Source organism: Nocardia sp. BMG51109 (assembly GCF_000526215.1).
Classification (GTDB): Bacteria; Actinomycetota; Actinomycetes; order Mycobacteriales; family Mycobacteriaceae; genus Nocardia.
In genome coordinates this window covers 5987065-6012260 of sequence record NZ_JAFQ01000004.1, presented here as the reverse complement: position 1 = coordinate 6012260, position 25196 = coordinate 5987065, and the positions used below count along the sequence as shown (strand labels likewise).

At 66.3% G+C, this 25196-nt stretch carries 25 protein-coding genes; 10 read left to right on the top strand and 15 right to left on the bottom strand.

Annotated features, from left to right (window positions below; genetic code table 11):
- Positions 1-3 precede the first annotated feature (3 nt).
- The 6 genes from D892_RS47095 to D892_RS0128575 all read right to left on the bottom strand — a co-directional run bounded on the left by D892_RS47095 (position 4) and on the right by D892_RS0128575 (position 5305).
- Entirely contained in the window at positions 4-141 is a 138-nt protein-coding gene (locus D892_RS47095; protein WP_156959728.1) for a hypothetical protein, read from the bottom strand.
- Positions 138-515 (bottom strand): hypothetical protein, encoded by a 378-nt coding sequence (locus D892_RS42320; protein WP_024804522.1) that lies wholly within the window; start codon positions 513-515, stop codon positions 138-140. The genes D892_RS47095 and D892_RS42320 overlap by 4 nt, the downstream gene beginning before the upstream one ends.
- Positions 512-2185 carry a polyprenyl synthetase family protein gene (locus tag D892_RS0128590; RefSeq protein WP_024804521.1) on the bottom strand — a complete coding sequence of 558 codons (1674 nt, stop codon included), beginning with the start codon at positions 2183-2185 and terminating at the stop codon, positions 512-514. Before D892_RS0128590 ends, D892_RS42320 begins: the two co-directional genes overlap by 4 nt.
- Entirely contained in the window at positions 2175-3191 is a 1017-nt protein-coding gene (locus D892_RS0128585) for a hypothetical protein (protein ID WP_024804520.1), read from the bottom strand. The genes D892_RS0128590 and D892_RS0128585 overlap by 11 nt, the downstream gene beginning before the upstream one ends.
- A 487-nt stretch (positions 3192-3678) precedes the next feature.
- Complete coding sequence (locus D892_RS0128580) at positions 3679-4452, bottom strand: hypothetical protein (RefSeq protein ID WP_156959727.1); 774 nt, start codon at positions 4450-4452, stop codon at positions 3679-3681.
- Between the two features lie 268 nt (positions 4453-4720).
- Positions 4721-5305 carry a hypothetical protein gene (locus D892_RS0128575; protein WP_156959726.1) on the bottom strand — a complete coding sequence of 195 codons (585 nt, stop codon included), beginning with the start codon at positions 5303-5305 and terminating at the stop codon, positions 4721-4723.
- Between the two features lie 738 nt (positions 5306-6043).
- Between D892_RS0128575 and ltrA the strand changes: the two genes are divergently transcribed.
- Positions 6044-7531: a group II intron reverse transcriptase/maturase gene (ltrA, locus tag D892_RS0128570; protein WP_024801232.1), complete on the top strand. Its 1488-nt coding sequence runs from the start codon at positions 6044-6046 to the stop codon at positions 7529-7531.
- A 512-nt stretch (positions 7532-8043) separates the two neighbouring features.
- Complete coding sequence (locus tag D892_RS0128565; protein WP_024804517.1) at positions 8044-9279, top strand: helix-turn-helix domain-containing protein; 1236 nt, start codon at positions 8044-8046, stop codon at positions 9277-9279.
- Between the two features lie 67 nt (positions 9280-9346).
- Here D892_RS0128565 and D892_RS0128560 read toward each other — a convergent pair whose 3' ends face one another.
- From D892_RS0128560 to D892_RS42315, 3 genes are read right to left on the bottom strand one after another with little or no spacing between them, the layout of a single operon-like run.
- The gene (locus D892_RS0128560; RefSeq protein ID WP_024804516.1) at positions 9347-10177 is read right to left on the bottom strand and encodes a helix-turn-helix transcriptional regulator; all 831 of its coding nucleotides are present in this window, start codon (positions 10175-10177) and stop codon (positions 9347-9349) included.
- On the bottom strand, positions 10174-10722 hold the full coding sequence (locus D892_RS0128555) for a DUF6879 family protein (protein WP_024804515.1): 549 nt from the start codon (positions 10720-10722) through the stop codon (positions 10174-10176). Before D892_RS0128555 ends, D892_RS0128560 begins: the two co-directional genes overlap by 4 nt.
- Positions 10722-11003, bottom strand: a complete 282-nt coding sequence (locus tag D892_RS42315; RefSeq protein ID WP_051499929.1) for a hypothetical protein — start codon at positions 11001-11003, stop codon at positions 10722-10724. The genes D892_RS0128555 and D892_RS42315 overlap by 1 nt, the downstream gene beginning before the upstream one ends.
- A gap of 399 nt (positions 11004-11402) precedes the next feature.
- Here D892_RS42315 and D892_RS0128545 point away from each other — a divergent pair, with 399 nt between their 5' ends.
- The 5 genes from D892_RS0128545 (at position 11403) to D892_RS0128525 (ending at position 15433) form a co-directional block, all read left to right on the top strand.
- Complete coding sequence (locus D892_RS0128545) at positions 11403-11684, top strand: hypothetical protein (protein ID WP_156959725.1); 282 nt, start codon at positions 11403-11405, stop codon at positions 11682-11684.
- 171 nt (positions 11685-11855) lie between these two features.
- On the top strand, positions 11856-12818 hold the full coding sequence (locus D892_RS44030) for a nucleoside triphosphate pyrophosphohydrolase family protein (RefSeq protein WP_156959724.1): 963 nt from the start codon (positions 11856-11858) through the stop codon (positions 12816-12818).
- A 67-nt stretch (positions 12819-12885) separates the two neighbouring features.
- The gene (locus tag D892_RS47090) at positions 12886-13437 is read left to right on the top strand and encodes a hypothetical protein (RefSeq protein WP_156959723.1); all 552 of its coding nucleotides are present in this window, start codon (positions 12886-12888) and stop codon (positions 13435-13437) included.
- On the top strand, positions 13434-14393 hold the full coding sequence (locus D892_RS42300; RefSeq protein WP_024804512.1) for a TylF/MycF/NovP-related O-methyltransferase: 960 nt from the start codon (positions 13434-13436) through the stop codon (positions 14391-14393). The genes D892_RS47090 and D892_RS42300 overlap by 4 nt, the downstream gene beginning before the upstream one ends.
- Positions 14394-14413: 20 nt before the next feature.
- Positions 14414-15433 carry a nucleotide kinase domain-containing protein gene (locus D892_RS0128525; RefSeq protein ID WP_024804511.1) on the top strand — a complete coding sequence of 340 codons (1020 nt, stop codon included), beginning with the start codon at positions 14414-14416 and terminating at the stop codon, positions 15431-15433.
- A gap of 418 nt (positions 15434-15851) precedes the next feature.
- On the opposite strand, the gene D892_RS0128515 is transcribed toward D892_RS0128525, so the two are convergent.
- A complete protein-coding gene (locus D892_RS0128515; protein ID WP_036570112.1) occupies positions 15852-16910 on the bottom strand; it encodes an LLM class flavin-dependent oxidoreductase in 1059 nt (352 codons plus the stop codon).
- 143 nt (positions 16911-17053) lie between these two features.
- Here D892_RS0128515 and D892_RS0128510 point away from each other — a divergent pair, with 143 nt between their 5' ends.
- Both D892_RS0128510 and D892_RS0128505 read left to right on the top strand, forming a co-directional pair.
- On the top strand, positions 17054-17716 hold the full coding sequence (locus tag D892_RS0128510) for an SRPBCC family protein (RefSeq protein ID WP_024804509.1): 663 nt from the start codon (positions 17054-17056) through the stop codon (positions 17714-17716).
- The gene (locus tag D892_RS0128505; protein ID WP_024804508.1) at positions 17713-18120 is read left to right on the top strand and encodes a helix-turn-helix transcriptional regulator; all 408 of its coding nucleotides are present in this window, start codon (positions 17713-17715) and stop codon (positions 18118-18120) included. Before D892_RS0128510 ends, D892_RS0128505 begins: the two co-directional genes overlap by 4 nt.
- A gap of 229 nt (positions 18121-18349) precedes the next feature.
- Here D892_RS0128505 and D892_RS0128495 read toward each other — a convergent pair whose 3' ends face one another.
- The 5 genes from D892_RS0128495 to D892_RS0128475 all read right to left on the bottom strand — a co-directional run bounded on the left by D892_RS0128495 (position 18350) and on the right by D892_RS0128475 (position 24047).
- Entirely contained in the window at positions 18350-19477 is a 1128-nt protein-coding gene (locus D892_RS0128495) for an acyl-CoA dehydrogenase family protein (protein WP_024804506.1), read from the bottom strand.
- A complete protein-coding gene (locus D892_RS0128490; protein ID WP_024804505.1) occupies positions 19477-20670 on the bottom strand; it encodes an acyl-CoA dehydrogenase family protein in 1194 nt (397 codons plus the stop codon). Before D892_RS0128490 ends, D892_RS0128495 begins: the two co-directional genes overlap by 1 nt.
- Entirely contained in the window at positions 20667-21443 is a 777-nt protein-coding gene (locus tag D892_RS0128485) for an enoyl-CoA hydratase/isomerase family protein (protein WP_024804504.1), read from the bottom strand. The genes D892_RS0128490 and D892_RS0128485 overlap by 4 nt, the downstream gene beginning before the upstream one ends.
- Positions 21444-21593: 150 nt before the next feature.
- Complete coding sequence (locus D892_RS0128480) at positions 21594-22535, bottom strand: acyl-CoA dehydrogenase family protein (RefSeq protein ID WP_024804503.1); 942 nt, start codon at positions 22533-22535, stop codon at positions 21594-21596.
- A gap of 342 nt (positions 22536-22877) precedes the next feature.
- Positions 22878-24047 (bottom strand): acyl-CoA dehydrogenase family protein, encoded by a 1170-nt coding sequence (locus D892_RS0128475; protein ID WP_024804502.1) that lies wholly within the window; start codon positions 24045-24047, stop codon positions 22878-22880.
- A gap of 121 nt (positions 24048-24168) precedes the next feature.
- Between D892_RS0128475 and D892_RS0128470 the strand changes: the two genes are divergently transcribed.
- Positions 24169-24975 carry a FadR/GntR family transcriptional regulator gene (locus D892_RS0128470; RefSeq protein ID WP_024804501.1) on the top strand — a complete coding sequence of 269 codons (807 nt, stop codon included), beginning with the start codon at positions 24169-24171 and terminating at the stop codon, positions 24973-24975.
- Positions 24976-25196: the final 221 nt, after the last annotated feature.

Genomic DNA, 25196 nt, shown 5'->3' with positions numbered 1-25196 from the left:
ACGTTACGAGATGCCCGAGCGACCCCGGGTGCGCAGCGCCGGGCGGGCGCTGGCGATGACGCCCATGACCACGTCGGTGTACAGATGCAGGCCCGGGTCGATCGGCGGAAGGTCCGAGTCGTCGGGGACGGCGGCGTTCACGAACACCCCCGCGGTCCACCGTGCCTGCGGATCCAGGGTCCGTTGCGGTCCCTGAGCAGCTTGGCGATCCGGACCCACGAGGCGCCCGTGAGGGCCGAGGACGTGATCGGCGGCGGGGAGCCGTCGATCATGAAGTCCTCCCACTCCATCAGATCGAAAAGGAACTGGCCCCCCTTGACCACCGGCCATCGGGACACGGTGTCGATCAGCCGCGCCGCGCGGGCGGGATGGCGCCGGCGAAATCCTGCCCCGCGCCGGGCGAGGGTGCACAGGAAGCCGCGCAGCCAGTCGTTGCTCTCGCCGAGCAGCGCGATCAGGTCGTCGTCCCCGCGACGGTCCGGCTCGTCCCCGCCGGCACTCCGGGTGCCGCTCACAGGGGCCTCGTCGTGACGTAGTTGGCGATCTGCCGGAGTACGCCCTTTCCCTCGCTCTCGGGGAGGAATCCGAGATCGTTCTCGAACCGGGTGATTCCCCGGCGCGCCAGCCGGTCGGCGACATCGAGGGCGTAGTCGATCGAGCCGTACCGGCGCATGGCGAGGAGGATTCGTTCGGCCTCGTCCTGCGACTTGTCGGTGCGCTTTCTCGCGAGTGATCGCCTGAGCCACACCAGATCTCGCGCCGACGCCACACGCATGAGGTGGATCAGCATGACGGTGCGCTTACCCTCGAGGAGGTCACCGAGCGCTTCCTTGCCGTACAGCTCCTGCTCACCGACGAGGTTGAGCACGTCGTCCTGGATCTGGAAGGCGATCCCGATCCATCGGAACGCCTCGTTCAGGGCGTCAAGGCGGCCGGGAGCGGTCTCACCGGCGCACACCGCACCGAGCCGGCACGGCGAGATGCAGGTGTACCAGCCGGTTTTCTTGGTGCTCATGTGGTAGTAGGCGCGGTCGGTCCTGGGCACCGCGTTGCGTCGTATCCAATCCAGTTCTATCGCTTGCCCTTCCACGGTTTCCCGGCACATGTGCAGGGTCTCGTGGATCAGGCCGAGTGCGCGCGCGAGACCCAGAGTGTCGAGGTTGGACAGGATTCCGTCGATGGCGAGAAGATTCAGTCCGTCCCCCGCGTTCACCGCCAGCCCGATGCCGTACTTCTCGTGCAGGGTCGGTTTGCCGCGCCGGTGGGTCGACTCGTCGGCGATGTCGTCGTGCACCAGGAATCCGTTGTGGAACAGTTCCAATGCGGCCGCGGTGCGCACCGCGTCGTCCGGACGTCCCCCGAAGGCGGCGCAGGCGGCGATCGTCAAAGTCGGCCGCAGCCCCTTCCCCTGTCTGGTCGGATACGAGCGCACGAGATCGTACAGGGCGGCCTTCGGATCCCGCGCGGGGATCAGCCGAGCGATCTCGTCGCCGACACGGTCGCGGCAGGTGCGCATCGTCTCGAACAGATCGGCGTCCCACACCGGCGACGTCTTCCACCATCCCGTGCCGATAGTGCCGTCCCACAGCGATTGTGGGCGCTGATTGATCGTGCCGAGGGCCAATTCCGTGGCGCCGTCGGGCGATCGCGCATCGAGATAATCGAGGGCCCGCCAACCCGACTGTCGCGGTAGGGCGAAAGCCGGAGGACGGGGCCAGCGGTTCTCCGGCCGATCCGGGTGGCCGCCCCACAGGCGCGGCGATCGGTCGCGGTAGCGCCGCCACAGTTCCTGGACCGCACGAATACCCGATGCCCGCTGAGACAGCACCCGCAGCGCCCGCCACGCCGCCAGGACGTCACCGCGTTCGCCCCGGACATCGAGGCTGGCCGGCATCACCTCGTCGGCGGGGCGGCAGGACAGATCGAAGACGAGATTCATTGCCCGCTGGTCGAAGTGCACCTCGACGTCGGGCTCGGCGGACCTGCCCGCCGTCGTCTCGAGCCGGCTGCGGCGAACGCGCAGCACGGCATGTGTGTCGTCGCCGAAGTGCAGTTGCAGCAGGAGGGTGCCGAGTTCCGCTGCGGCGGCGGCGATGACGGCCGGTGCGCGGCGGGAGAGTTCGTCGATCGTGCCGGCCAGCACGTCGAATCCGGTGATCGGTTCCGCCGCGGTGTCAGTCGCCATCGGCACCGCCGGCGAATTCGACGATCGCCCCGGCCGTGAACGTGAACTCGGCGCCACTCACGACACCCGACACCGTGCACGGGCCGAGCACCTCGTGGACGCTGAACGGGAGCAGGCTCGATTCGGACGGATTGACGATCCTGCCCGCGGTCTCGGCCTCCATCGCGATCAGGAGGTGGTCGGCTCCCAGGCTCGCCGCGATCGCGAGATGCTTGGGCACGGGCGCCGTCGGCGGTGTTCCGAGCGTTACCGAGAGCGGCGGGCAGGTGTGCACGCGGTCGCGGGAAAGCAGGCCGGCGACGGCGACCTCGATGCGACGCCGCGGAAAGTGGCGGATCATCCTGCCGCGCCGCCAGAGCATCACCGATCCGGTGGCGGCATCATCCGGCCGGCTCGGCTGCACAAGCGTGAAGACGACCGAATAAGGCGGCGGCCCACCGGTTTCCACGGGTGCGTTGCAGAATCCGAACACCCATCCGCCGAGGTCCGGCCACGTCCATCTGCCGCGAACCCGTTCGTGGTAGCCGAGCATCCGGACCTCCGAGCGCATCGTGCGGGCGGTGTGCACGGTTCCGGTCGCGACGATGCCCGGCTCGGATTGCCAGCGGAGGTGCTGGCCCGGGCCGCACGGTGCGCACTGCGACGTGCACGGCCGGCCCGTGCGACTGAGATTCACGTCCACCAGCGGTGTCCGTGCCTGTCCCTGCATCCGCAGTCGGCCCGGCGAACCCGGATGACGGAACGACGACCACGGCTTGTCGGAGACAGGGGCGTTGAACTGGCTGGACTGCCACCCCGCCCGGCCGTCGTGCACCAGCAGGATCGCCATCTCCTGAGGCCGTTCCCTCCGCATGCCCGACGCGCCGAGAAAGGATTTGTTCGCGATGACGGACACGTTTCCGTCGGCGGACCGGAACGCGTAGTGCAGCCAGCGGCGGTCCAGCTCGTGGACCAGCGGCGCGTGCGGGAATGGGCCTGAGGGCCCCAACTCCGGCGATGACCCCATTCCACGAATTCTGTTGTGTCGTAGCCCGATACGCTACCCGGAACACCGGATATAATTAGGGGTTGCCCGTCTTCGTGCTGCCGGACCGACCTGATGCCGTGCGCCGCAATCACAGTGCGACCCGCGGCACCCCGCAACGCACCGACGCGGCGCAGAGCCCGGCCGTCGGCCCGGACGCGGCCGCTGAGCTGTGCCGGATGCTGAGCGAGCGCGCGCCCGGCTGGCGCGGCGACGTGACGCGCGGCAAGTTCGAGCTGAACACCACCGTGGCCGGGAACCACGCTGTCCCCTCCCTCTTCGTGCCGCAGCACGAAGCAGGCCGCCTCCAAGTGCACGAGGCACTCGTCAGGGCGGTGCTCCCGGTGGAGATACCGCAGTTCCCACGCCCGTTCCAGGGTCAGCTCCATCAAGGACGCCTGGCACAGGAACTCGGCCAGCTTGCCCTCGGCATAGACAAAGTGTCGGCAGGGCACCGGCTCTGGCAGCGTCATTGGCTCGGGTCACCACCCGAACCGTTGTCGCTTCGGCCGGTGGCCGGACCACCCGGCCCACCGTCGCCGGTGCCGGTCGGGTCACCACCCGCCGAACCTTCTCCGGCACCGCTGCCAGGAGCCGTCTCGCCACTGCCTCCAGCGGCCGTCGCGGCGCTCCACCCCTCCGGCCACACCCGCCGGGGCGGAAACTCCGCCCCGTCCGCCTCATCCCCCTGTTCCTCCGGCAGTCGCAGCTGCCCGGTTCGAACTGCCGTCACCAACTCATCGAATGAATGGACGTACCAGCTCAGTTCAGCTGCATCCCGCTCGCCGTGCTTCGGGTCGTGCTGCCGGAAGGCATACAACACATACTTCCAAACGAGCCAAGCAACCCATTGCCCGTACGATGACGGGCTGAGCGGTGCATCATCCTGGTACACAATGTCTTTGGTGTGTCCGCCCGCTTCACGGTCGATGAACCAGGTGTACAAGCTCAGCTGTTCATTGAGCTTGCTCATGTCCTTTGGTCGCTGCTCATAGACATGCCGCCAGATCCCCACAAACTCCCGCGCACCCCGGAGCATCACCGTGCTCGGTTCTTCCGCCCCGGCGCAGACCCGCAGAAACGGCCCGGCATCCGGCAACGGCGTCTCCGGCGTCGCTTCCACCGGCGGCACCGTGAAAGCAACGGGCCGATCCGGGCTAGAGCCATAGAAGACATGATGCACGGGGCGTTCGGCTGATTCGGTCGGGCGGTCAGAGGGCATGGCCGGGTGGTCGTCAGGCATGGGGCGATGTATCCCTTCGGTAGGAGTGAATAGGAAACGGAGGGGTGGACACGAAGCGCAAAGCAGACAGTGGACGAGCGAAAAGGGTTGGGTAAACCTCGTCATCGACAGTCACGACGAACTCCGGAAAGCCCTGCGCCAGTTCATCAGCCACGTTCTCGGCCTGCTCAGCCGAAGCCTGGAAATCCAAGCAGAGCGCACCGGATTCGATGTGGATGTGCCGGATACGCCGGGGAGGCCGCGGGAGACGGAGAGGCCGCATGGCGCATCACAACCCGGGCGGAACCCGTTGGCCCGCTGCAATATCCGCGATCAACAGGTCGTAAGCCTCGGCCACCACGCGCAGCCAGTTAGCCGCTGGTTCGATGCCATCACCGCTGGAACCGGCATCGACTTCGTCCCAGAACTCGGCCATCCGGGCCACCACATCGCCGACGGTTTCGGTATGCACCACAGCCGCACCCGCGATGGCGTCTTCCGAAGCCTGGCGTTTGCGCAGCTGCAGCACTTTGGCCGCTACCGCGTCGTCGATGACGCCGACGATGATCTCCCGGTCTTCCTGAGCGGCCACGAGATCAGCGGCGGCCTGGCGCAGCGCTTCGGTACCGGTCGTCGTTTCGGCCAGTACCTTCAGCGCCAGGCGGTACTGCCGCTGGCACTCCACCAGATCAGCGGCCGGATTCAGTATGTCGGCAGCGGCCATCGAGGTCACTCCGGCGAAGGCGGCCAGCACCATGGCCGACGAGGGGAAGAGATCAAGCGGCGCCCACTCGGGAATGACCGTTGGTGCATCCGCAGCGCTGGCGCCGCTCGACCGATCCCGAGGTGCGCTGTTATCAGGTGATGTCGTCATCGCCGATCACCGCGGATGGATGGGGGAGGACACGACGCGGCCGGCTTCAACGAGAACGTGCAGCGCGGCGCTCTTACGCGGGCACTTTCCGGCCCGGCAGGCGACGTGGAACTGCATGATGGTGTGGGGTGCGCCACGAGGCGCTGTTATCCATATTGGAGGTGGAATGACTCCGAAGTGATTGTGTCGCAGCACGATTGCTGTAGCTGAGGGCAGCCTGGTCCGGGAGACGCCGGGGAGGGTGGGAGCAGCCCTGACAAAGCCGGGACGCGTCAGTACTGCCGAATGGTGTGGGTCCGGCAAGCGTGGGACAAAGGTAGACGCGAGAAACCAGTGGTAGAAGCCCCTCGAGGTTATGCGCCGGCTCGAACTCGGTGGATATGGGCCGGATAGCGGTGCGCACCCGTCGCCTGTGAGGGCGGCGGGGAACTTTTCCGTCGGTGTCTCATAGTCCGGCGGGGAGGTCACGGTGAAGGTCTGCGGCGTAGCCGTGACGATGCCGCAGGGGTAGAGCTGGCTGCCTCCTGTCCCGAATGGATGACAGTGAACGTGGGAACCATCCCGTCTCGCCCACCGCACACCGCTGCCAGCGGTGTGCGGTGGGCAGGCCCGTCGTCGGCTGGTGGGGCGTGGGTGGGGCGGAGGGGTCGTAGTAGTCGGAGGCCGGGAGAGCCGGTCACAGGGCGAAGGACCCCAGTGGATTTCAGCGGAGAGGGGCTGTAATGGCCGGAGGCGCTTGTGAATACGGGTGAATCGTGGCCGGACTTCGACGAAGCCTGGTCGCGAGTACGGCGGATGCAGGCCAAACTGCACTGGTGGGCGATCCGGGATCCGGGTCGCGTGTTCGAGGATCTGCACAATCTGGTGAGTGATCCGGCGTTTCTGGTGCATGCCTGGGAACGGGTGCGTAGCAACAAAGGTGGCCGAACCGCCGGGGTTGATGGGGTGAAGCCTGCCTCGATCCCGAGGAACTCGATGGTCTTGTTGTCGCGGCTGCGAACGGAGTTGAAGGACCGGAGCTTCCGTCCGGACCGGGTCCGGGAGAAGTCGATTCCGAAACCGGGCAGCACGGACAAGAAGCGCCGGTTGGGGATACCGACCGCAGGCGACCGCATTGTTCAGGCGGCGTTGAAGTTGGTACTCGAGCCGATCTTCGAGGCGGATTTCCAGCCCGGTTCCTACGGGTTCCGCCCGAATCGTCGCGCTCAGGACGCGATCGCCGAGATTCACTTGTTCGGCAACCGGGGTTACACCTGGGTGCTGGAGGCCGATATCGAGGCGTGTTTCGACCGGATCGACCACACGGCCCTGATGGACCGGATGCGTCACCGGATCAGGGACAAACGCGTTCTCGCCCTGGTCAAGTCGTTTCTCAAAGCAGGAATCCTCAGCGAGGACGGCATCGACCGGGAAGCGCTCACCGGAACCCCGCAGGGCGGGATTCTGTCGCCTTTGCTGGCGAATATCGCCCTGTCGGTGCTCGATGACCACTATCAACACAAGTGGGATGCCTTCTCTGCCGGGAAGCCCTCGCCGAACGCGGGCTGGCAGGGACGGCAACGAGAGCGCCGCAACGGGGGCGCGACCTACCGGCTCGTCCGCTACGCGGACGATTTCGTGGTCCTGGTCAACGGCGAGAGACACCACGCCGAACAAGCCAGGACCGAGGTCGCGGACATTCTGGCCCCGATGGGTTTGACCCTGTCGGAGCCGAAAACCCATGTGGTGCACATGGATACCGGGTTCGACTTCCTCGGCTGGCGCATCCAGCGCCGGACGAAGCCGGGCACGGTGAACAAGGCAGTGATTCACACCTATCCGTCGAAGAAGTCGCTGGCTTCGATCATGCGGAAGGTGAAGTTTCACACGCGCAGATCCGCACCCTACAAGACGTTGGCCGACATGCTCTTTCACCTGAACCGAACGGTCCGGGGCTGGTGTCTCTATTTCCGACACGGTGTCTCGTTTGCTACCTACCGCTACCTGCAGCACTACACGTGGGTTCGCGCCATGAGGTGGCTCTACAAGAGACACTCGCGCCTGAGCTGGCGCAAAGTGCTTCGCCGGTATTGCACCCCGGCTCCGATGCGCCGCCCAGCAGAGAACGGGATCGTGCTCTATAACCCGACCGACACCGGAATCGAACGCTACCGGTGGCGTGGCTACACCATCCCGACACCCTGGAGCAACGCGGCACAACGTCTGGCGACAACCACGCCAGCATGAATTCCATGGAGAGCCGGATGCGGTGAAAGCCGCACGTCCGGTTCGGAGGGCGGTCACGGGAAACGGAACTGCGGCAACGCAATTACCGCGCCCGTGATCGACCCTACCGCGGTCGACGCTGAACGGCCGATCGGGCGCGTAGTGGGTTTCCTGCTCGGTCAGCGCGAGGGTGTGGTGCATGGCCAGGGTGTGCATGACGATTACCTCCGGGTAGGCAAGCTTGGGATCGAAAAGCGGTACCCGGCACCAAGGGCTCTTGGCCACCTACCCCGGCACCTATGGCGGGGCGCACGCCTGAAAGGGCTACGGCGCCAAGGCTTGGGGCCGGGTACCGGCCTGACCGTAAGCCGGGTTTTCAGGCCGCTACCGGCCGAAATAGGCAAACCCCCTGAAATATTGGGAAAACCGTATAAGGTGCGTTCACGGGGGTGAAAACCCCTGACCGGCAACGAGTCCCGAGCGTTTAGCCGATCTTGCAGATACACGTTCATTCAAGGAACGGAGATAGCAGGATGCACCTGACAACCGGCGAGGTCATCCGCCGGATCCGCAAATCGCTCGGCATGACGCAAACCGAGCTGGGAGCCGTCCTCGGCTACACCCAGCCCGTCATTTCGCAGCTGGAGCATGACGGAGCCGCCATCCACGATGTGCGGGTTCTACGCCGTATTGCCAAGGCGCTCCACGTTCCGCTTGCCATACTGGTGGTGGAGTCAGACGAGGAGGCGGATGTGAACCGTCGCAATTTCCTACGAGCCAGCGCTCTCGGGGCCGGAACCGCCGTGACTGCCGGGGCCGCGGGACACGCAGCTGCAGCAACGTCATCAACGGGCAGTGTCCAGGTTGGGGCCACTGATGTCGCTGAAATAACTGCCAGCACCAACCAAATCCACGAACTTGACCTGCTGGTCGGTGGTGACCGGCTGTGCCGGGTGGCGGCCAACGAAGTCCGCTACGTCGAGCAGCTGCTCGACAACAGTACCTACACCGAGGCGGTCGGGCAGACCCTGACCAGCGCTGCCGCTGAGATGATGACTGCCGCAGGTTGGGTTCACTACGACGCCGGCCGTTTGGACCAGGGCCGACGCTACTACGCCGATGCCGCTCAAGCTGCTACCGCGGCCGGTGACGGTATTGCGGTGGCGCATGCCCTTGGCAACGCCAGTTCACTGCTGACTGAATGGAACGGTGGCACGCCTGCCGGTACCCGGCAAGCGGTGCAGTATGCCCAAACTGCTTCCCGTGCGGCCATGAGTCAAGGTGGCCCAAAACTGCGTGCGCTCATGGCCATTCGCGAAGCCGATGCCCTGGGGATGCAGGATCCGAGCGGCAATAAGACGGCGGTTACCGATGCCCTGAGCCGGGCGTATCGGGCATACGAATCCAGTCGGGGATTCGATCCGGAGTGGGTCTATCTGCCCGACGCCTTGCTCAGTGGTATGACCGGCATCATGCACATGTACGTCGGTGAACATAAAGCGGCGTCGGAGCAGATCCAGGTAGCAATTGACGGGTCAGCGGCTTGGCCGCGTGAGCAAGCCGAATGGTACGTGCAGTTGGGGCGCAACCTGGTGCAGGCTGGCGAGATTGCCGAGGGGTGCCAAGTTCTCGCCGAGAACTTTGGGAGTATCCAGCAGATTGCCTCTACCCGCGTTCACCAGAAGCTCGATGCGGTGGCGACCGTGGTCCGGCCGCATGCGCAGGTGCCGGAGGTACGGGAGTTCTTGGGGATGATGGCGGCGCGTTGAAGAAGTGAATCCGGTTCATCACCTGGGCGCGTATCGCCTCTGGGGGCCGCGAAAGAAATTCGTGTGCTTACCGCCTGCGCTCAGCGGCGGCGGCGATCATCGCGCGGGCCTCGTCGCCATAGGCGGCTTGCTCGGCGAGGGTGGCGAACGTCTTCTCGTGCAAGGCGATCTCCGATGGCCGGGTAATCGTCAGCTCCGCGCTGACGGTTTCGGTCAGCACCTGGGTACGGTCGTAAATGACGAAATTTGTTGCTGGTAAACGGTATTCGGCAGTGAGCGGTAGGATGCCGAGCCGGATACATGGGTGGGCGATGGTTTCACTCAGGTGGTCGAGCTGTCCGAGCATGACCGTGTTGTCGCCGACGGTGCGGTAGAGCGCCCATTCACCAATGACCATGTGGAAGCGGCGCCGACCGCTACGCAGTACTCGCTGCCGCTGCATGCGGGCGGTCAGCGCTTCGTCCAGGTCGTTTCGGCCGTCGGTGACAGCAATGCAGGCGGTGAGCACGGCGCGGGCATACGCTTCTGTTTGCAGCAGGCCGGGGATGACATCGGGTACCCACCAGCGGATGAACTTCGTCTGACCTTCGAGTTCGATGGATTGCCGTTGCCGGTGCGCGTGTCCGGCGGCAACGGTGCGTTGCCATTCGAGATACATGGCACGCAGGTTACGAAGCGACGCCACCAGGTCATCCAGCACGGCCGGGTTGCCGACCGCATCGCACCACCGAGCGAGGTCATCCTCGGTCGGGCTTTGTTTGCCACGTTCGATTCTGGAGATCTTGGACGAGTGCCAGCCGCAGGCGCTCGCGAGGTCGATGCCGGACAGACGGGCATCTCGGCGCAGTTCCCGCAGGCGTGCGCCGAGTGCCGCTCGTGCCTGGTCGACATTCGTCACGCCCGAACGTGCTCGCTCGCGACGTAGGCGGCATGGTCGATGCCGTACGGCCACAAGCTATCTCGTGCCTCGACAGCCCACCCGACAAGGTGCGGGTCGGTGCTGATCGACAAACCCATAAACGCGCCGTCGTCGGCGAACGTGGTGTAGGCGACTTTAGCCTGGTCGAACAGCCAATAGTCATCAGCAGGGACTGTGGCCGGCTGAACTTGATGCCTCGGCAGCCAGCGCACGGTTTCGCCGGTTTCGACGTTGTCGTCGGTGTTGTCCAGCAACCATCGCACATAGTCGGAATGCGGCACCGTGACCACGCGCAGTCGCTCCAGCGCGACGCCGCGCCCCGCGGTTTCGATCATCAGCTCGTCCCACGCCCGCCAGGTGTCGGGTTGCTCCTCACGTTCGTACGGTTCACCGGCTGCCCAGCGGCGGAGTGCTTCGGCTTCGTCCGCCACGGCGTAGCTGTCGCGCACTTCGAGATGGAAAGCGCTGTCCATGGTTTCGCGAAACAGCGGCTCCCAAATGTCGTCTCCGGTGACGTGGAGCATCAGCACACCTCTACGGCGGTTTCGTGGTCGTCGAGTGTCAGCTGCCCAAGTATTTCCGAGGTGACCGGTCGACCGGGAACGAGGATCATGCCGGGCGTGTCGGTGGCTTCAACCGGCAACGCCATGCCCGGCTCGAGCCAGTCGAGCAGTCGATGAGGAACAGCGACGGCATGCCCATCGGCGATGCGATCGCCTTGCACGACGAGGCCGAAATCCGCAGCGTAAACGGCGGGGCAAGTGCCATGGTCGGAGTCGGATCCAAGCAAGCGGAGTGTTGTCATGAGGAGGCTTCCTTTGCGGAACCAGAAGGAGGGGATACGCAAATCGTCAGGCATCCACGCCGATAGCGTCAAGATGCCGCGCAAACAGCTGCAAAACTGTAGAGCGGCACCGCCGTCCGCTCATAGTCTGCGTGTTCAGGCACCCGAGACCAGGTGCGCTCGATCCTCAGTCGGCCCGCTGACCATTCGGAGAGAGGGCCGGTGATCGGCGGGTGGAGTAGCGCTGGCCTCGGGTCGCCGTGCCCCAACCGACTGAGGAGCGACCATGACTGCGAAGCGACGGATCGGGCTGATGATGATCACTATCAGCACCTCTCGAACGTCCCCAAGGCTGGGGTGCCACCTCCCCCAGCCTTGGGGATCGCCACCGATTGATGCGCTGGCTGAGGGGAGTGAACCGTGATGCGTCAGTACCTCGTCAAAGTGCATTGCTGCGGCAGCCGATGGCTGATCGAAGTGCCGGCGATTACCCGCTGGACACCCGTCGATGACAAGAAGGCCATCGCCCAGACTGCCAAGGCGATGATCACCGCGGTTACCGGAGCTGCCGCCGGATCCTTCGGTGTCGATCTCACCGAGGACCGGGTGGTGAGTAGCATCGAGGAGTACACCGCCGGTGCGCCCACGCTGCAGCGTTGGGATGGGGCGCCGGTGATGGCGGGGCCGCCGGATGCGGCGTAACTACGCGACGAGGGGCCACCTGGCATCAACTGAGTGCTTTGGACTCTAGAGGCCCTTGTGTCGTCAGGGAACGATGGTCGAACAAGCGCGGGGATCGGGTGGCTATCGCGTTCAGAGCAAACGGGGGATCGCTGGTAAGGCAGTGGTCACGATTAGATAGTTGAGAGTGCCATGGAGCTTTCCGCCTACCAGCAGGCGGCGCACGAGACAAGTCAGCTGCCTGAAGGAGGGCCGCGGGCGGCGTTGCAGCCGATGCTGGGATTGGCTTTTGAAACCGGCTCGATTCTGAACGTGTACATGCGGTATCTCCGGGACGGTATCGATATGGCGTCAAATTTGGAGATTCTGCGCGAGGAGATCGGCGACCTGCTCTGGTATGCGGCGGAGATCGCGACCGCAAGCAATCTGGATCTGAACGAAATTGCGGCCACAAATCTTAAGCGCACAAGGGATAGGTATCCGAGTCCCGCCAAGCCCGTTGATCTGGCGAGCCTCCCGGTCTATGACGCTGACAGCCCGGAAATCGAGCGTTTCCCCCGAAAGATGGTGTTCGACTTCATCGAGCGCAAATCACCGAACGGTTCCGTCGTAGCGACCATGGAACTCGTCAGCGCTGAGCCCAACACTTTCAAAGACGGGCCGGTGAGTCTGCCGAATGGCAAACAGGTCGGTTATGCGGTCGGCAAACAACTTGGCGATCCGCTGACCGATAACTCTCGCTATTCTGATGGCTATCGCTACCACGATGCCATCCACTTCGGTTTTATGGCCGTATTCGGATGGTCGCCGAACTCGCGGGCGCTGCTACGTATCAAGCGAAAGTCCGATCCGGTGAAAGACGAGTGCGAGGACGGCGCGCGTGCCATCTTTGCCGAAGAGGGCTTGGCGGCCGTCCTGTCAAAGCTCGCCAAGCGACGGCTCGGCTTTCTGCATGAGATGAGTGTCGACGGCGAGGTCGTCGAGGCAGCGCGAGCAGCTGCCGCCGATCTGGAGGTGGGGGATGCGCCAGCATGGCTGTGGCGACGGGCGATTGCAAGCGGCTTCCGTGCTTACCACCAGCTCATGGAGAACAAAGGCGGCTATCTGATCGCGGACCTGGACGAGCGCACACTGACCTACAAAAAAGTTCACTAGGTTGAATCGGCGGAATGAGACACCTTTGGATGACGTAGCCGATAGCCTCCGAATGAGGGGCGCTATTATGCGTCTTCACACTGCCAAGACGGCCGCATACCGTGATGCCTGGAAGAAGCGCGGTGAGGTGATCGGTGTGATGGCGAACATCGCTCGCAAAGTGGATAGGCTGGAATACGTTTCGGCTGGAGCCGCGGCGACAGAGGATGAATCGTTCGCCGATACTGTGCTCGATCTGTTTGTGTACGCCGTGAAGTATCTAACATTTCTTGCTGATCGGGATGCGGCCATTGCCGGACGACTATACGGCGATACAAGCGTGTTGCCGCCGTACAGTGATGGAACTGCTGGGTTCGATGGACTGGTTAGACAGATTGACTTTTCGCCGCACGATTCGCCAGTATCCACGATTCCGGCCGCAGTTCAAGCCGTAACAGCGACCTTTAGCGAACTTGAGCAATGCTTCACATTCGGTCGGCTTGCGCCGATTGAACGGCGTTTCCGCCTTGGACAGCATCTTGTGCGTGACGCCGTGGAACTGCTCGACGTGGTGAACCGTGATGCGCTCGCTCAGCTCACACTTGCTCTGCGTCCCTACAGCTCGGACAAGCACCCGTGAACGCCACCGATTACGACAAACTGCTGGAAGATGTGGAACAGGAGCTACTTGGCGGCGCGCGGTCGGTCGGCATCATCGGGCTGACCCGCACCACCGCGCGCTTGATCAAATCGCTGACGCCATCCGGACTCATCGCTGCCGTGGAGGCCATCTACACGCCTGAACCGTGCCACCTGCCGGTCACGGTGCCGGTTCGGACGGTCGACGCGCTGGCGAGCGCTCACCATGATGTGCTCGTGGTCGCCGCCGATGAGGAGAAGGAAGATCTCCTCTTGGGCGCGCTGCCGTTTGTGACTAACGTGCCGAAAGTCATCATCGCAGGTTATGGGCATCTGGCGTTCCGTGATCTCGTGTTCCGTGAGGAGCTGATGCAGGTACTGCCACCAAGCCTGGCCAACGGGTATCCGAACAGCCTGATTCACCTGTACCAGTGCCTGCTCAATGCTCACCGCCTCGGGCTGGACGGCGTGGTGGCCGAGTTCGGCATGTTCAAGGGCGGCACCACCATGTTCCTGTCACGAGTCATCGAACGACTCGGCCGGCCGTGGCCGGTGATCGGCTTCGACACCTTCGGTGGCTTCCCGCCACGTCGCAGCGCTCTGGACATGTACGACCATCCCGACTGCGTGTTCACTGACCTCCGCGGAGTCGAGCGGTATCTGGCAGGACGAAATATCCGGATCGTGCCAGGTGACATCGTGGAAACGGCTCCTCGGCTGCTCACGCACGATGTCATCCTGAGCTTCATCGACACCGACAACTACAGCTCGGCCAAGGCCGCACTTGCGGTACTACAAGATCGCACTGTGGTGGGTGGTGCCATCGTCTTCGATCACTTCACGGGCGTCGATCGATTTCGCTACACTCTCGGCGAGCGTATCGCAGGCCGGGCGCTCCTCGACGATCCGCGGTACTTCCACCTGCACGGCACGGGCGTCTTTTATCGGCAGCGGTAATTGCGTAGAATGGGAATACTATGAAACGGCCCCCCATTCCCCGAAAGGGGATTTACGAGTACTACTGGCAGTTTGCCTCCGAGCGTCAGCGGGCGTTCGAGCGCCGTGTCAGTGGTGCGCCGTGGCCGTGGACTGATGACCCTATTCTGCAGGAGTTCAAATTCTGCAACGTCTTCCGAGCGGCTGATCGGGTGAGTCAGTACATGATCAGGGACGTCTGCTATCACTCCGAGGGGTGTTCGCCGGAAGACAGATTGTTCCAGATTGTCGCCTTTCGGACGTTCAGCAAGATTGATACATGGCGCTCATTGCGGGAAATACTTGGCCACTATCCAACGCTCGATGACCTGGAAAGCGGCGGGTTCACCAAAGCTTTGGATGAAAGCAAGCAGCGTAACGGCGGTCTCTACACCGGCGCGTTCATCCTGTGCGCGACCGACGCCTACGGCCAGGGACTGAAGCATCTCAATCATGTTGAGCTGTTTCGACACATGTTCCTCATAGACGGGCTCGGCGAAGAAATACTCAAGGCTCAATCTTTGCGAGAGGTCTACGAGTCGCTGCACCGATACCCACTCATGGGCGATTTCATGTCGTACCAAGTCTCAATAGACCTGAACTATTCGGATTTGATCAACTTCTCCGAAAACGAATTCACCCAGGCCGGGCCGGGCGCGCTCCGGGGTATCAAGAAATGCTTTGAGGATCTGGGCGACTATACGCCAACCGATGTCATTTTGTGGATGGTCGAACACCAGAAGCAGGAGCTTGAACGCCTCGGCCTACCATTCGGTGGTTTGTGGGGCCGGCCACTCCACGCCATTGACTGCCAAGGGCTGTTTTGCGAGACCGACAAGTATTGCCGTCAGGCTGCGCCGGAACTGGCGAGTGCCCGCAAACGCATCAAGGCTAGGTTCTCAGCCACTCCTGAGCCGATCCAGTTGTTCTTCCCGCCGAAGTGGGGGATTAATGACAAGCTGCCGAGTGATGGAGTATTTGGTGGCACCGCGAGCCTATCCGAACAAGCGGTACTGTTCTAGTTCTGTAGGATCTACATTCTCATGGAACTAGAGATTACTGCCGAATCCTGATATTCGGTGTAGAGGATATTCTCTTGACATTTCTTCTGCATATGCTTAACTATGGAAGCACATGTCAAATTATTCTGCACTCAAATCATTACGAATTCACGATCTCCTCAGCGGTAAGGCCAAGTGGTCCGACGAGCTATGGGATGAGACGCTCGAGTATCTGTTAGAGCGAGTCGGCACTGATGACGCCTTAATTATGGCGAACGATCGGCTTGAAGATCGTGCAGCAGCCGCACCCGGTGCGCGAACTCCGGTTCCGCCTGTTCGACGTCCTGCCACGCCGTCATGCGGCCATGATCCCACCGCGGACCGACAACCGGAATACACCGCGACCGGGTCATCAGCCTGCCGCACAACGGGTACGCGCTCATTCGGCGCTCAGGCGCCTGCGGACCTCGGGCAGCACCTCCTCGCCCATCCGCTTGACGTTGGCCAGCACGCCGTCGTGGTCTCCGGCGATCTCCACCTGGCACAACACTCGCCGGCACCCCGAGCCACGGATCTGATCGACCAGGCGCTCGACGCAGATCTCCGGTGGGCCGACCGGATGCGTTGCCATCGCGGCATCGGTCAATCCGTCGATGATCCGCTCCTGCGGGACGCCGGGGTCGACTCGCGGCGGCACGTCGAGCAGCGGCCGGTAATGCGTGCTCGCCCTGACGAATTCGGTGGCGGCTCGGCGCACCACCTCGCGCGCCTCGGCCGGGTCGTCGGCCACATGCGCGAAAAGCGCAGTGCCGTGCGGGTATTCGCTATCGGGATGCCCCGCGTCGCGGGCGAGCCCGGCGTGCTCGGCGATCATCGCGGCCTTCGTGTCGATGTCCTTGTCGAAGAACAGCAGCATCGGCAGTCCGCGAGTCGCCGCCAGCGCCACCGAGGCCGGTGAGTTCGCGGCCAGATAGACCGGCGTCGGCCGCCCGGGCGCGGGGCCGGGTTCGGGCACGACCTCCCGGAACCGGTACAGAGCGGAATCCGCCGACACCGGCCCGGACAGCGCCGTCAGGGTCAGATCCAGTGCCTCGGGCAGCCCCCGCTGCCAATACTCGACGCCCCGCCCGATGACCTCGTAGTCCACCACCGGCTGCGCCCGGCCCACCCCGAGGTCGAACCGGCCACCGGACAGATGGTCCAGCAGCGCCGCCTGCTCGGCGACATGCACCGGCGAATGCAGCGGCAATACGGTGACCGCCGTCCCGACCCGCACCGTGCTGGTCCGGCCCAGCAGATAGCCGGCGAACGTCAACCCCGACGGGTTCACCCCGAACGGCACGAAATGGTGCTCGGTCACCCACACGTCGTCGAACCCCGCCGCCTCGGCGGCCTGCGCCGTGGCGACCCCCCGCGCCAGCACCTCGGCAGCCGACTGCCCCTCGTATCTACTGGTGAAAACGAATGCGCCGATCCGGACCTCGTTACCGATGCTCATGGCGACCATCGTCACGCAACGGCCGATCCCGACGCTTGGACAAAAGGGAACTACCGGTCAGTCGGCGGTGAGGCGGGGAATGTCGCCGGTCATCGGACGGTGTACCCTTTAATATAAGTCCTAACTTATAGAAGGAGGAGATCATGTCCCTGCTCACCGACCCGGCCGCCGTTGCCGGGCTGGTTACCCGCGAGGTCCGCACCGGGCACCGTGACAACACCCCGACCAGGATCGCGGTCGCCCGCCGGAGCTATCCCACCGACCGGGACGACCTGTGGGACGCGCTGACCGATGCCGAGCGGATCCCGCGGTGGTTTCTACCGATCAGCGGCGAGCTGCGGCTCGGTGGCCGCTATCAGACCGAGGGCAACGCGGGCGGGGTGGTCGAGCAGTGCGAGCCGCCCGAAAGTTTCGCTGTCACATGGGAAATGGGTGATCAGGTGTCGTGGGTGGCGGTCACCCTCACCCCTGCCGACGACGGCACCGTACTGGAACTGGTCCATGAGGCGCCGGTCGCTCCGGACTTCTGGGATCGGTACGGGCCCGGCGCGGTCGGCGTCGGCTGGGATCTGTCCCTGATGGCGCTCGGGCTGCACATCGCGAGCGGCGAGCCGGTCGACCCGGAGGCGGGGCTGAACTTCCCGCTCACCCCGGAGGGCCTGTCGTTCGTGCGCGTCGCGGGCACCGGATGGGCCGACGCAGCCGCGGCCGACGGCGACGACCCGGCCGCCGCCCGTGCCGCCGGAGAGCGGACAATCGCCTTCTACACGACGAATCCCGAGGATGGGACCCAGCAGCACGAATGAACGACCCCGGTCCCGCCGAGATCTTCCAGGCGCTCGGCGATCCCGTCCGGCGCGGCATCCTGGAACTGCTCGCCGGCGGCGAGCAGAGCGCGGGCGCGATCGTCGCCGAGGTCCGGCGGCACACACAGATCTCCCAGCCGGCCGTCTCGCAGCACCTCAAGGTGCTCCGCGAGGCGCGCCTGGTGGGCGTGCACGCGGAGGGAACGCGCCGCGTCTACGCCCTCGACGACACCGGAATCGCCACGGCCCGCACCTGGCTCGCCGCGCTGGCCGACCCACTGCGGCACTTCGCCCAGCCGCTCGACGCCCTCGCGACGGAGGTCGCGCGCGGCAAACGGGCCCGCCGGTCCACGTCGAAATCCGAACGCGCCCAACCGGTGACGCGGCAGCGCCCGACCGCGTGAACCGAGCGCTTCGGCACCCGGCATGCCGGCGCGGCCGATGAGTTTCCGGACGTCCGGTAGTCGTAGCAGCACGACAACCTTCGCTCTCGTTCACGGAGGCGGCGGAAGCGCATTCGACTGGCACCTGCTCGAGGCCGAACTCCGCGACCGAGGGCACGAGACCGTCGCGGTGGACCTGCCGATGTCCGATCCCGGGCGGGGCCAGTGATCGGCGGCAACTGTCCGACGGTCAGCGATAGCGGGTGGCCAACCGGGCGCGGTGATAGGCGGGGGTGCCGAACAGGGAGCGGTTCAAGGTGGCTCGCTTGAGGTACACGTGAATGCCGCTCTCCCAGGTGTATCCGATGCCGCCGTGTAGTTGCATGGCCTTGCCGGCGACCTGTACGGCGATGTCGGTGGTGAACGCCTTGGCCATCGAGGCCGCGACCGGAGCGTCCGGGGCGTGCTCGACCTGTGCGCGGACGGCAGCGTCCACCAGCCGCCGAGCCACCGTCACCTGGACCAGCATGTCGGCGCAGGCGTGCTTGACGGCCTGGAACGAACCCACCTGGCGGCCGAACTGTTCTCGCACGCGGACGTATTCGACGGTGGCATCCAGCATGGCCGCGCCGAGGCCGAGGCTGTCGCACGCGATCGCCACGGCCGCCCGGTCGTGCAGGCGGCGCAGCGCCGCGGCGGCATCGCCCGAGAACCGCAGCACCGCATCCGGTTCGACGGCCACGCCGTGGGCGGCCACTCGTCCGAAGCCGCGCGTGGCGTCGACCACGGGCTGCTCCGTCACCGCCAGCCCCTCCGCGCCCGGATCGACCACCGCCAGGACGATCGTGCCGTCCGGGTCACGGGCGGGGACGAGCAGCCGGTCAGCGGCCAGTGCATCCGGAACGAATTCCGTACTGCCGGACAGCGAGAGCGATCCCGCCTCGTCCGCGAGACGAAAATCCTTCTCCCCCCTGTCCGTCGGAGCGGCCGCCCGCTCCGCGTCGAAACCGCCGCCCACAGGCGCTCTGCCCCACTCCCCCGACAACACGGCGACGGGTACCGTATCGCCGGCCACGGCCTCGCGAAACAGCCTGTCCCGCAGAGCACCCGGTTCGGTCATCGCGAGGGCGCCGAGGCCGAGCGCGGCAACCGCCGGAAACGCGCTCCGCGCGGCCGCCCGGCCGACCTCCTCCAGCAGCACCGCGGCTTCGGCGAAAGTCGCCTCCGCGCCGTCGATCTCGGCGGGAGCCTCCAGCCCCAGCCACCCGGACCGGGCGATCTGCGACCAGTCGACGGCCGTCTCGTGATCGCCCTTGCCGAGCAGACCGCGCGCCACCGACCGCAGTTCCTCATGGATCGCGCCGAATTCGTCGTCCATCACGTCCCCGCAGGTTCCCTGGGCAGTCCGAGGCCCCGTTCGCCGATGATGGTGCGCTGGATCTCGCTGGTGCCACCGGGAATGGTCCATTCCCAGGAGCCGATGAAGTCGAGCACCCACGCTCCCGACTCCCAGCCGCCGGACATCGGCTTGCGCAACACCTCGTGCGCGGCCGGGCCGCCCACCTCGGCACCGAAATCCATGACCCGCTGCAACAGTTCGCTGTAGTACAGCTTCACGATGGAGGCGTCCGCCGGTCCGGCGTTGCCCGCCTCGTGCCGCTCCACCAGATCCCGGCACAGCCCGCGCAGACCGGTGATCTCGATCTCCAGCGCGGCCAGGCGGTCGGCCACCACCGGATCGTCGATCGCCCGTCCGCCCGCACCCGGCTGCGCACACCACTCGGCCAGCCACCGGAACCCGGCGTTCCCGAGCCGCTCGGCCAGTTCCAGCATGGTCAGCCCGCGTTCGGCGCCCAGCGTCTGCTGCGCCACCTTCCACCCGGCGTTCTCGGCACCGATCAACTGCTCGGCGGGAATCCGCACCTGATCCAGGAAGATCTCGCAGAAGTGCGATTCGCCGGTCGCCTGCCGGATCGGCCGCACCTCGATGCCGGGGCTGCGCATATCGAGCAGGAAGTACGAGATCCCGTGCCGCTTGGGCGCTTTCGGGTCGGTGCGGGCCAGCAGCAGGCACCAGTCGGCGTACTGCGCGCCGCTGGCCCACACCTTCTGGCCCGAGACCACGTAATGGTCCCCGTCGCGGCGCGCGCTCGTGCGCAGCGCGGCGAGGTCGGAGCCCGCGCCCGGTTCGGAGAATCCCTGCACCCAGAGCTCGCCGTCGAGGATCGCCGGCAGGTGCCGCTGCCGCTGCGCCTGCGTGCCCGCCGCCAGCAGCGTCGCCGCCGCGTGATGGACGGACACGAACGCCAGCACCAGCCGGGGCGCGTCGTGCGCGGCGAGTTCTTGATACAGCACGATCTGCTCCGGGATCGGCATGCCGCCGCCGTATTCGCGCGGCCAGTGCGGTACCGCGTAGCCCGCCCGGCGCAGTTCCTGGAACCACTCCTGTTGGAAGCGAACGAATTCCGTGTCCGGGACGCCCGTCTGCCGATGCCGCCAGTCGGCCGGGACGTGCGCGCGGCACCAGTTCCGGACCTCGGCGCGGAACTCGGCGAGATCGCGCCCCGTCACCGCGCTCGTTCCCGCAACGCGCGCAACCGGTCCCGATGTTCGGGCGTCTGCATGGTGACCACCTCGGCGGCGAACCCCGCCTGCATCGGACCGCCGAGCGCCTGGGACAGGTACATGTTCACCACCCGCTTGGTGCCGCGCAACGCCTCCGCCGGCTGCGCGGCCAGCCGGTCGGCCAATGTCCTTGCCTCGCCGAGCAATTCGTCCGGCGCGACGATCCGGCTGGCCAGCCCGACCTCGACGGCGGTGGCGGCGTCGATCCGGTCGCCGGTGTACAGGTACTCGCGGGTCCGCAGAATCGGTGTGAGCAGCGGCCAGAACGCGGCACCGCCGTCCCCGGCGACCAGCCCGACCGCGACGTGCGGGTCGGCCAGATACGCCCGCTCGGACATCAGCACCACATCGCACAGCACCGCCAGGCTGGCGCCGAGCCCGACGGCCGCACCGTTCACCGCGGCGATCACCGGCAGCGGAAAGCGCAGCATCTCCTCGATGATCTCGGCGCCCTCGCGAATGCTCTCGTCCCGCGCGACCGGGTTCTCCGGAAATGTACTGATCCAATCCAGGTCCCCACCGGCACTGAACGCCCGCCCGGCGCCGGTCAGGATCACCACCCGCGCTTCCCGGTCCGCCGCCAGCTGCCGCCACACCTGGGCCAGCGCCCGATGCAGATCGGCGTTCACGGCGTTCAGCTCGTCGGGCCGATCGATGATCACGGTGCGCACCGGCCCATCGGCTTTCACGGTGAGCACGGAGGGTAGGTCATAGCTCATCCGGCGGACACTCCTTACCAATCCTCGTCGCCCCGGCAGCTCGCTGCCCGTCAACCCGCTGTGCCGTTGCCCCGTCGTCCCGGCAAGCTGCCGCTCCGGCCGGTCGGGTTCCGAGACGAGAACCGGCGTCGTTCGCAGGATCCATCGCCGTCACGCCCCGTCCGGATCGAACAACCCGGCCAGGCCGTCCCGGCCCGCCAGGCCGGCCAGCAGTTCGTCGGTGCCGGCCGCTCCCAGCGGGAGCCGGCGCAGCGGGAGGCTGTAGCGCGACAGCCAGGACAGCGGGGATTCGTCGCAGAAGCCGGTGGCGCCGTGCAGTTGGTGCGCGATCCGGAAGACCGTCTCGGCAGCCGCCAGCGTCGCCGACCGCAGCGACAGCGCGTCGATCAGCGCATCGTCGCGGCCGGACTGGATGCTCCACAGCGCGTATCGGGCGAGCATGTCCGCGCCGCGGCGCTCCACCTCGGCATCGGTCAGCTGGAACTGCACCGACTGGAACTCCGACAGCGGCCTGCCGAACTGCTCGCGCACCAGCACATGATCGCGGGCGAGTTCGATCGCGCGATCCAGCATGCCGAGCAGGGTCCAGCACGGAAGTACCAGGGCGAGAGCGAGATCGGCGGCACCGTCGTCGTCCAGTGGCCGCACGTCCACACGTGTCACGAAGGCCGACGAACGCGCCGACCCGACCGGCGGCCGGACGGTCACCGCACCGCGAGAACCATCGAAAGCCACTGCCGCCCAGCGCAGATCGAGCCCCGCGACGGCCGCAGCGGGCTCGTCGCCGGACACCACCAGCAGCCCGTCCACATCCGGATCGACGGGCCGGGCCAGCCTCTCCGCCACCGGATACGGTGCCGCCCAGTACCCCGCACTCCGGCACAGCGCCGCGGCCGCCTCGAGTTCCTCGCCGTCGTGCCGCGGCCGCAGCTCCCAGGCCCCGAGCGCCCCGAGCACGGGCGCCACCAGCGACTCACGCCGCTCCGGCTCGCGCTCGGCCGCCTGCACCAGTTCGTCGCCCCCGGCCGCCTGCAACGCCCGGCGCACCTGATTCCCGAATTCCAGTGCCTCGCCGGACAACTCGATACGCATCTCGTGCCCGGACACAAACTCTGCGGTAGTCATCGGAACACCCTCCTCATCACGCACCGCGCGGCAGCTCGGCAGAGGTTCTCCGCCCAACGGCCGCACATCGCGATTCCTGGCCGCAGGTACGAAGCATGCCCAGCGCAGGCAGCACCGAAGCCGCAGGCCCCCGTTCGGCCGGCCGCAGCACCCCGGTGTCGACGCGCACCGCCGCATGCGGTTCCGCCGTGTCACCGAGCGCTACAGGGCCGCGCACCCCGGGCGGACCCGGCGTCTCGACCGGCGACGCATCGCCGCGCCACGACCGCTGCCCCTTCGGCCCGCGCCCGCCACCTCGCACAGCCGGGTTCACGCCGCCTCCCCTGGCCTGCGCCGATTACCCAGCAGCGCACGCGCCAGCAGGATCTGCTGGATCTCGATGCTGCCCGAGGCGACCGTGGCGGCGTTCGCGTAGCGCCAGTGGTCGTCCACCGCACGCCGGAATCGTCGTTGTGCCGCACCGTCTTCCGTAACGAAGCCGGCCAGTTCGGTGAGTACGCTCGCGCTCTCCTGGTCCAGGCGGGTCACCGCGATGCGGTAGGCGGCGGCATCGCCGGGTGCGACCTGGCCGGTGCTCTGCATGGACACCACCTGGTAGGCGAGCAGCCGGGCCCGCCGGGCCTTGGTCAGCGCCCGCACCCAGCGAGAACGCAGTTCGGCGGGCAAGGTCTCCCAGCGCGGGCCCAGCACCTCCGGCGCCGCCCGCAGCAGCCGCTCGCAGCGGGCGTAGCGGGCGATGCCGACCCGTTCGAATGCCAGCACCTCCCCCACCACCGACCAGCCCTCGTCGACCTCGCCGAGGACATCGGCCTCGGTCGCGCGCACGCCGTCGAAGAAGACCTCGTTGAGATGGTGCGGCCCGAGCATCGACCGGATCGGCCGGACCTCGATTCCGGGATCGGACATCGGGACCAGGAATACGGTGAGCCCCTGCTGTTTCCGCCCCTCCGACGAGGTGCGCGCGAGCAGGAAGCACCATTGCGCCATGCCGGCGTAGGAGGTCCAGATCTTCTGCCCCGAGATGCGCCACCCGTCGCCGTCGCGGCGCGCGGCGGTGCGCAGCGACGCCAGATCCGATCCCGAATCCGGCTCGCTGAAGCCCTGGCACCAGATCACCTCGCCGCGCGCGATCGGCGGCAGGTGCTTGCGCTGCTGTTCGGGCGTGCCGTGCCGCATGATCGTCGGGCCCACCCAGTTGACGCCCATGTACTGCGCGCCCCGAGGTTCGTGATGCGCCCACATCTCCTCGCGCACGACCGTCTGTTCCCAGATCGAGGCCCCGCGGCCGCCGAACTCCTCCGGCCAGGCCGCGCAGAGCAGGCCGCGTTCGGCGAGCATCCGGCAGAACCGCTGAGCGACAGCGAGATCCGCGGGATCGTCGGTGAACGCGCCGAGATAGTCGGCGGGGACCTCCTCGGCTATCAGCCGCCGCAGCTCGCCCCGAAGCTTCGCGGCGGACTCACCCATCGTGAAGTCCATTGCCGCACAGTACTTCAATCCTCATAAGGATAGCAATATTTGTACGGTCAGCCTGCGGTTGGCTAGACTGCCGCCATGAGGGAAAGGCGGCGCGCGTGAGGACAACCCCCGGGCGAGTGCGGTGACGGCACCCAAGCGCGGCCGGGTGCCGCAACGCCGGATCGCCGAAACCGTTGCGGCCGAACTGCGCTCACGCATCCTGGCCGGCGAGGAGGACTACCGGCTCCCCACTCAGGACCAGTTGGTGCAGGATTTCGGCGTCAGCTACCCCTCGATTCGCGAGGCGCTGCGCATCCTGGAGACCGAGGGCCTGGTCACCGTCCGGCGCGGCAACGTCGGCGGCGCCGAGGTGCATCGCCCCGACGAGATGTCGGCAGCGTATCACCTCGGGCTCGCCCTGCAGGGCGCCCGCGTGACCCTCGGCGACCTGGCCGCGGGGCTGCGCATGCTGGAACCGCTGTGCGCCGCCGCATGCGCCACCCGGCCCGACCGCGCCGAGACCGTCGTCCCCGCGCTGACCGAGAACGTCGACAAGTCGGCCGAACTGGTCGACGACGGCATGGCCTTCACCCACACCGCCCGCGAATTCCACGATCTCATCGTCTCGTTCACCCCGAACCTCACCGTCCGCTACGTGGTCAGTTCGCTGGTCGCGCTGTGGTCGGCGCAGGAGGAGGCGTGGGCGGAGGTGCTGACCCGGCGTGGCGAGTACCCCTCGCCCGACGAGGCGGCCGAGGCCGTGCGCACCCACCGCCGGCTGGTCAAGGACATCGCGGCGGGCCGCGCCGGCCCTGCCGAGCAGCTGTACCGCACCCACCTCGCCGCCACCCAGGCGCTGGTCCTGGAGCGATTCGACAACGGCGTGGTGAACGCCTCGCCCACCGGCGCCCGGCTGGCCATGCAGTCCGGGACGAACAAGCGGATCTGAGCGCCGGGCACGCGCGAAACCGCATGACATCCCGTCGGCCGGGGCTGCCCCCGATCGTCGACGCGTTCCCGCAATGCCGGTCGGCGCCTCTGCTCACACCTGTACGATAATCGCATTCTCTTTGAGAGAGAATGCGCTCTTGGTCCGGTTCCGCCGCGCGGACCCGGACGGCACCCCACACCGGGATGCCCCTCCCGAGCGCCGCACCCCGGCCCGGTCGC

Coding starts and splice junctions, on each gene's coding strand:
- D892_RS0128590 (WP_024804521.1), bottom strand. CDS start 2,185: ATGGCGACTGACACCGCGGCGGAACCGATCACCGGATTCGACGTGCTG.
- D892_RS0128585 (WP_024804520.1), bottom strand. CDS start 3,191: ATGGGGTCATCGCCGGAGTTGGGGCCCTCAGGCCCATTCCCGCACGCG.
- D892_RS0128580 (WP_156959727.1), bottom strand. CDS start 4,452: ATGCCTGACGACCACCCGGCCATGCCCTCTGACCGCCCGACCGAATCA.
- D892_RS0128575 (WP_156959726.1), bottom strand. CDS start 5,305: ATGACGACATCACCTGATAACAGCGCACCTCGGGATCGGTCGAGCGGC.
- D892_RS0128565 (WP_024804517.1), top strand. CDS start 8,044: ATGCACCTGACAACCGGCGAGGTCATCCGCCGGATCCGCAAATCGCTC.
- D892_RS0128555 (WP_024804515.1), bottom strand. CDS start 10,722: ATGCTCCACGTCACCGGAGACGACATTTGGGAGCCGCTGTTTCGCGAA.
- D892_RS42315 (WP_051499929.1), bottom strand. CDS start 11,003: ATGACAACACTCCGCTTGCTTGGATCCGACTCCGACCATGGCACTTGC.
- D892_RS44030 (WP_156959724.1), top strand. CDS start 11,856: ATGGAGCTTTCCGCCTACCAGCAGGCGGCGCACGAGACAAGTCAGCTG.
- D892_RS47090 (WP_156959723.1), top strand. CDS start 12,886: ATGCGTCTTCACACTGCCAAGACGGCCGCATACCGTGATGCCTGGAAG.
- D892_RS0128525 (WP_024804511.1), top strand. CDS start 14,414: ATGAAACGGCCCCCCATTCCCCGAAAGGGGATTTACGAGTACTACTGG.
- D892_RS0128515 (WP_036570112.1), bottom strand. CDS start 16,910: ATGAGCATCGGTAACGAGGTCCGGATCGGCGCATTCGTTTTCACCAGT.
- D892_RS0128510 (WP_024804509.1), top strand. CDS start 17,054: ATGTCCCTGCTCACCGACCCGGCCGCCGTTGCCGGGCTGGTTACCCGC.
- D892_RS0128505 (WP_024804508.1), top strand. CDS start 17,713: ATGAACGACCCCGGTCCCGCCGAGATCTTCCAGGCGCTCGGCGATCCC.
- D892_RS0128495 (WP_024804506.1), bottom strand. CDS start 19,477: ATGGACGACGAATTCGGCGCGATCCATGAGGAACTGCGGTCGGTGGCG.
- D892_RS0128485 (WP_024804504.1), bottom strand. CDS start 21,443: ATGAGCTATGACCTACCCTCCGTGCTCACCGTGAAAGCCGATGGGCCG.
- D892_RS0128480 (WP_024804503.1), bottom strand. CDS start 22,535: ATGCGTATCGAGTTGTCCGGCGAGGCACTGGAATTCGGGAATCAGGTG.
- D892_RS0128475 (WP_024804502.1), bottom strand. CDS start 24,047: ATGGACTTCACGATGGGTGAGTCCGCCGCGAAGCTTCGGGGCGAGCTG.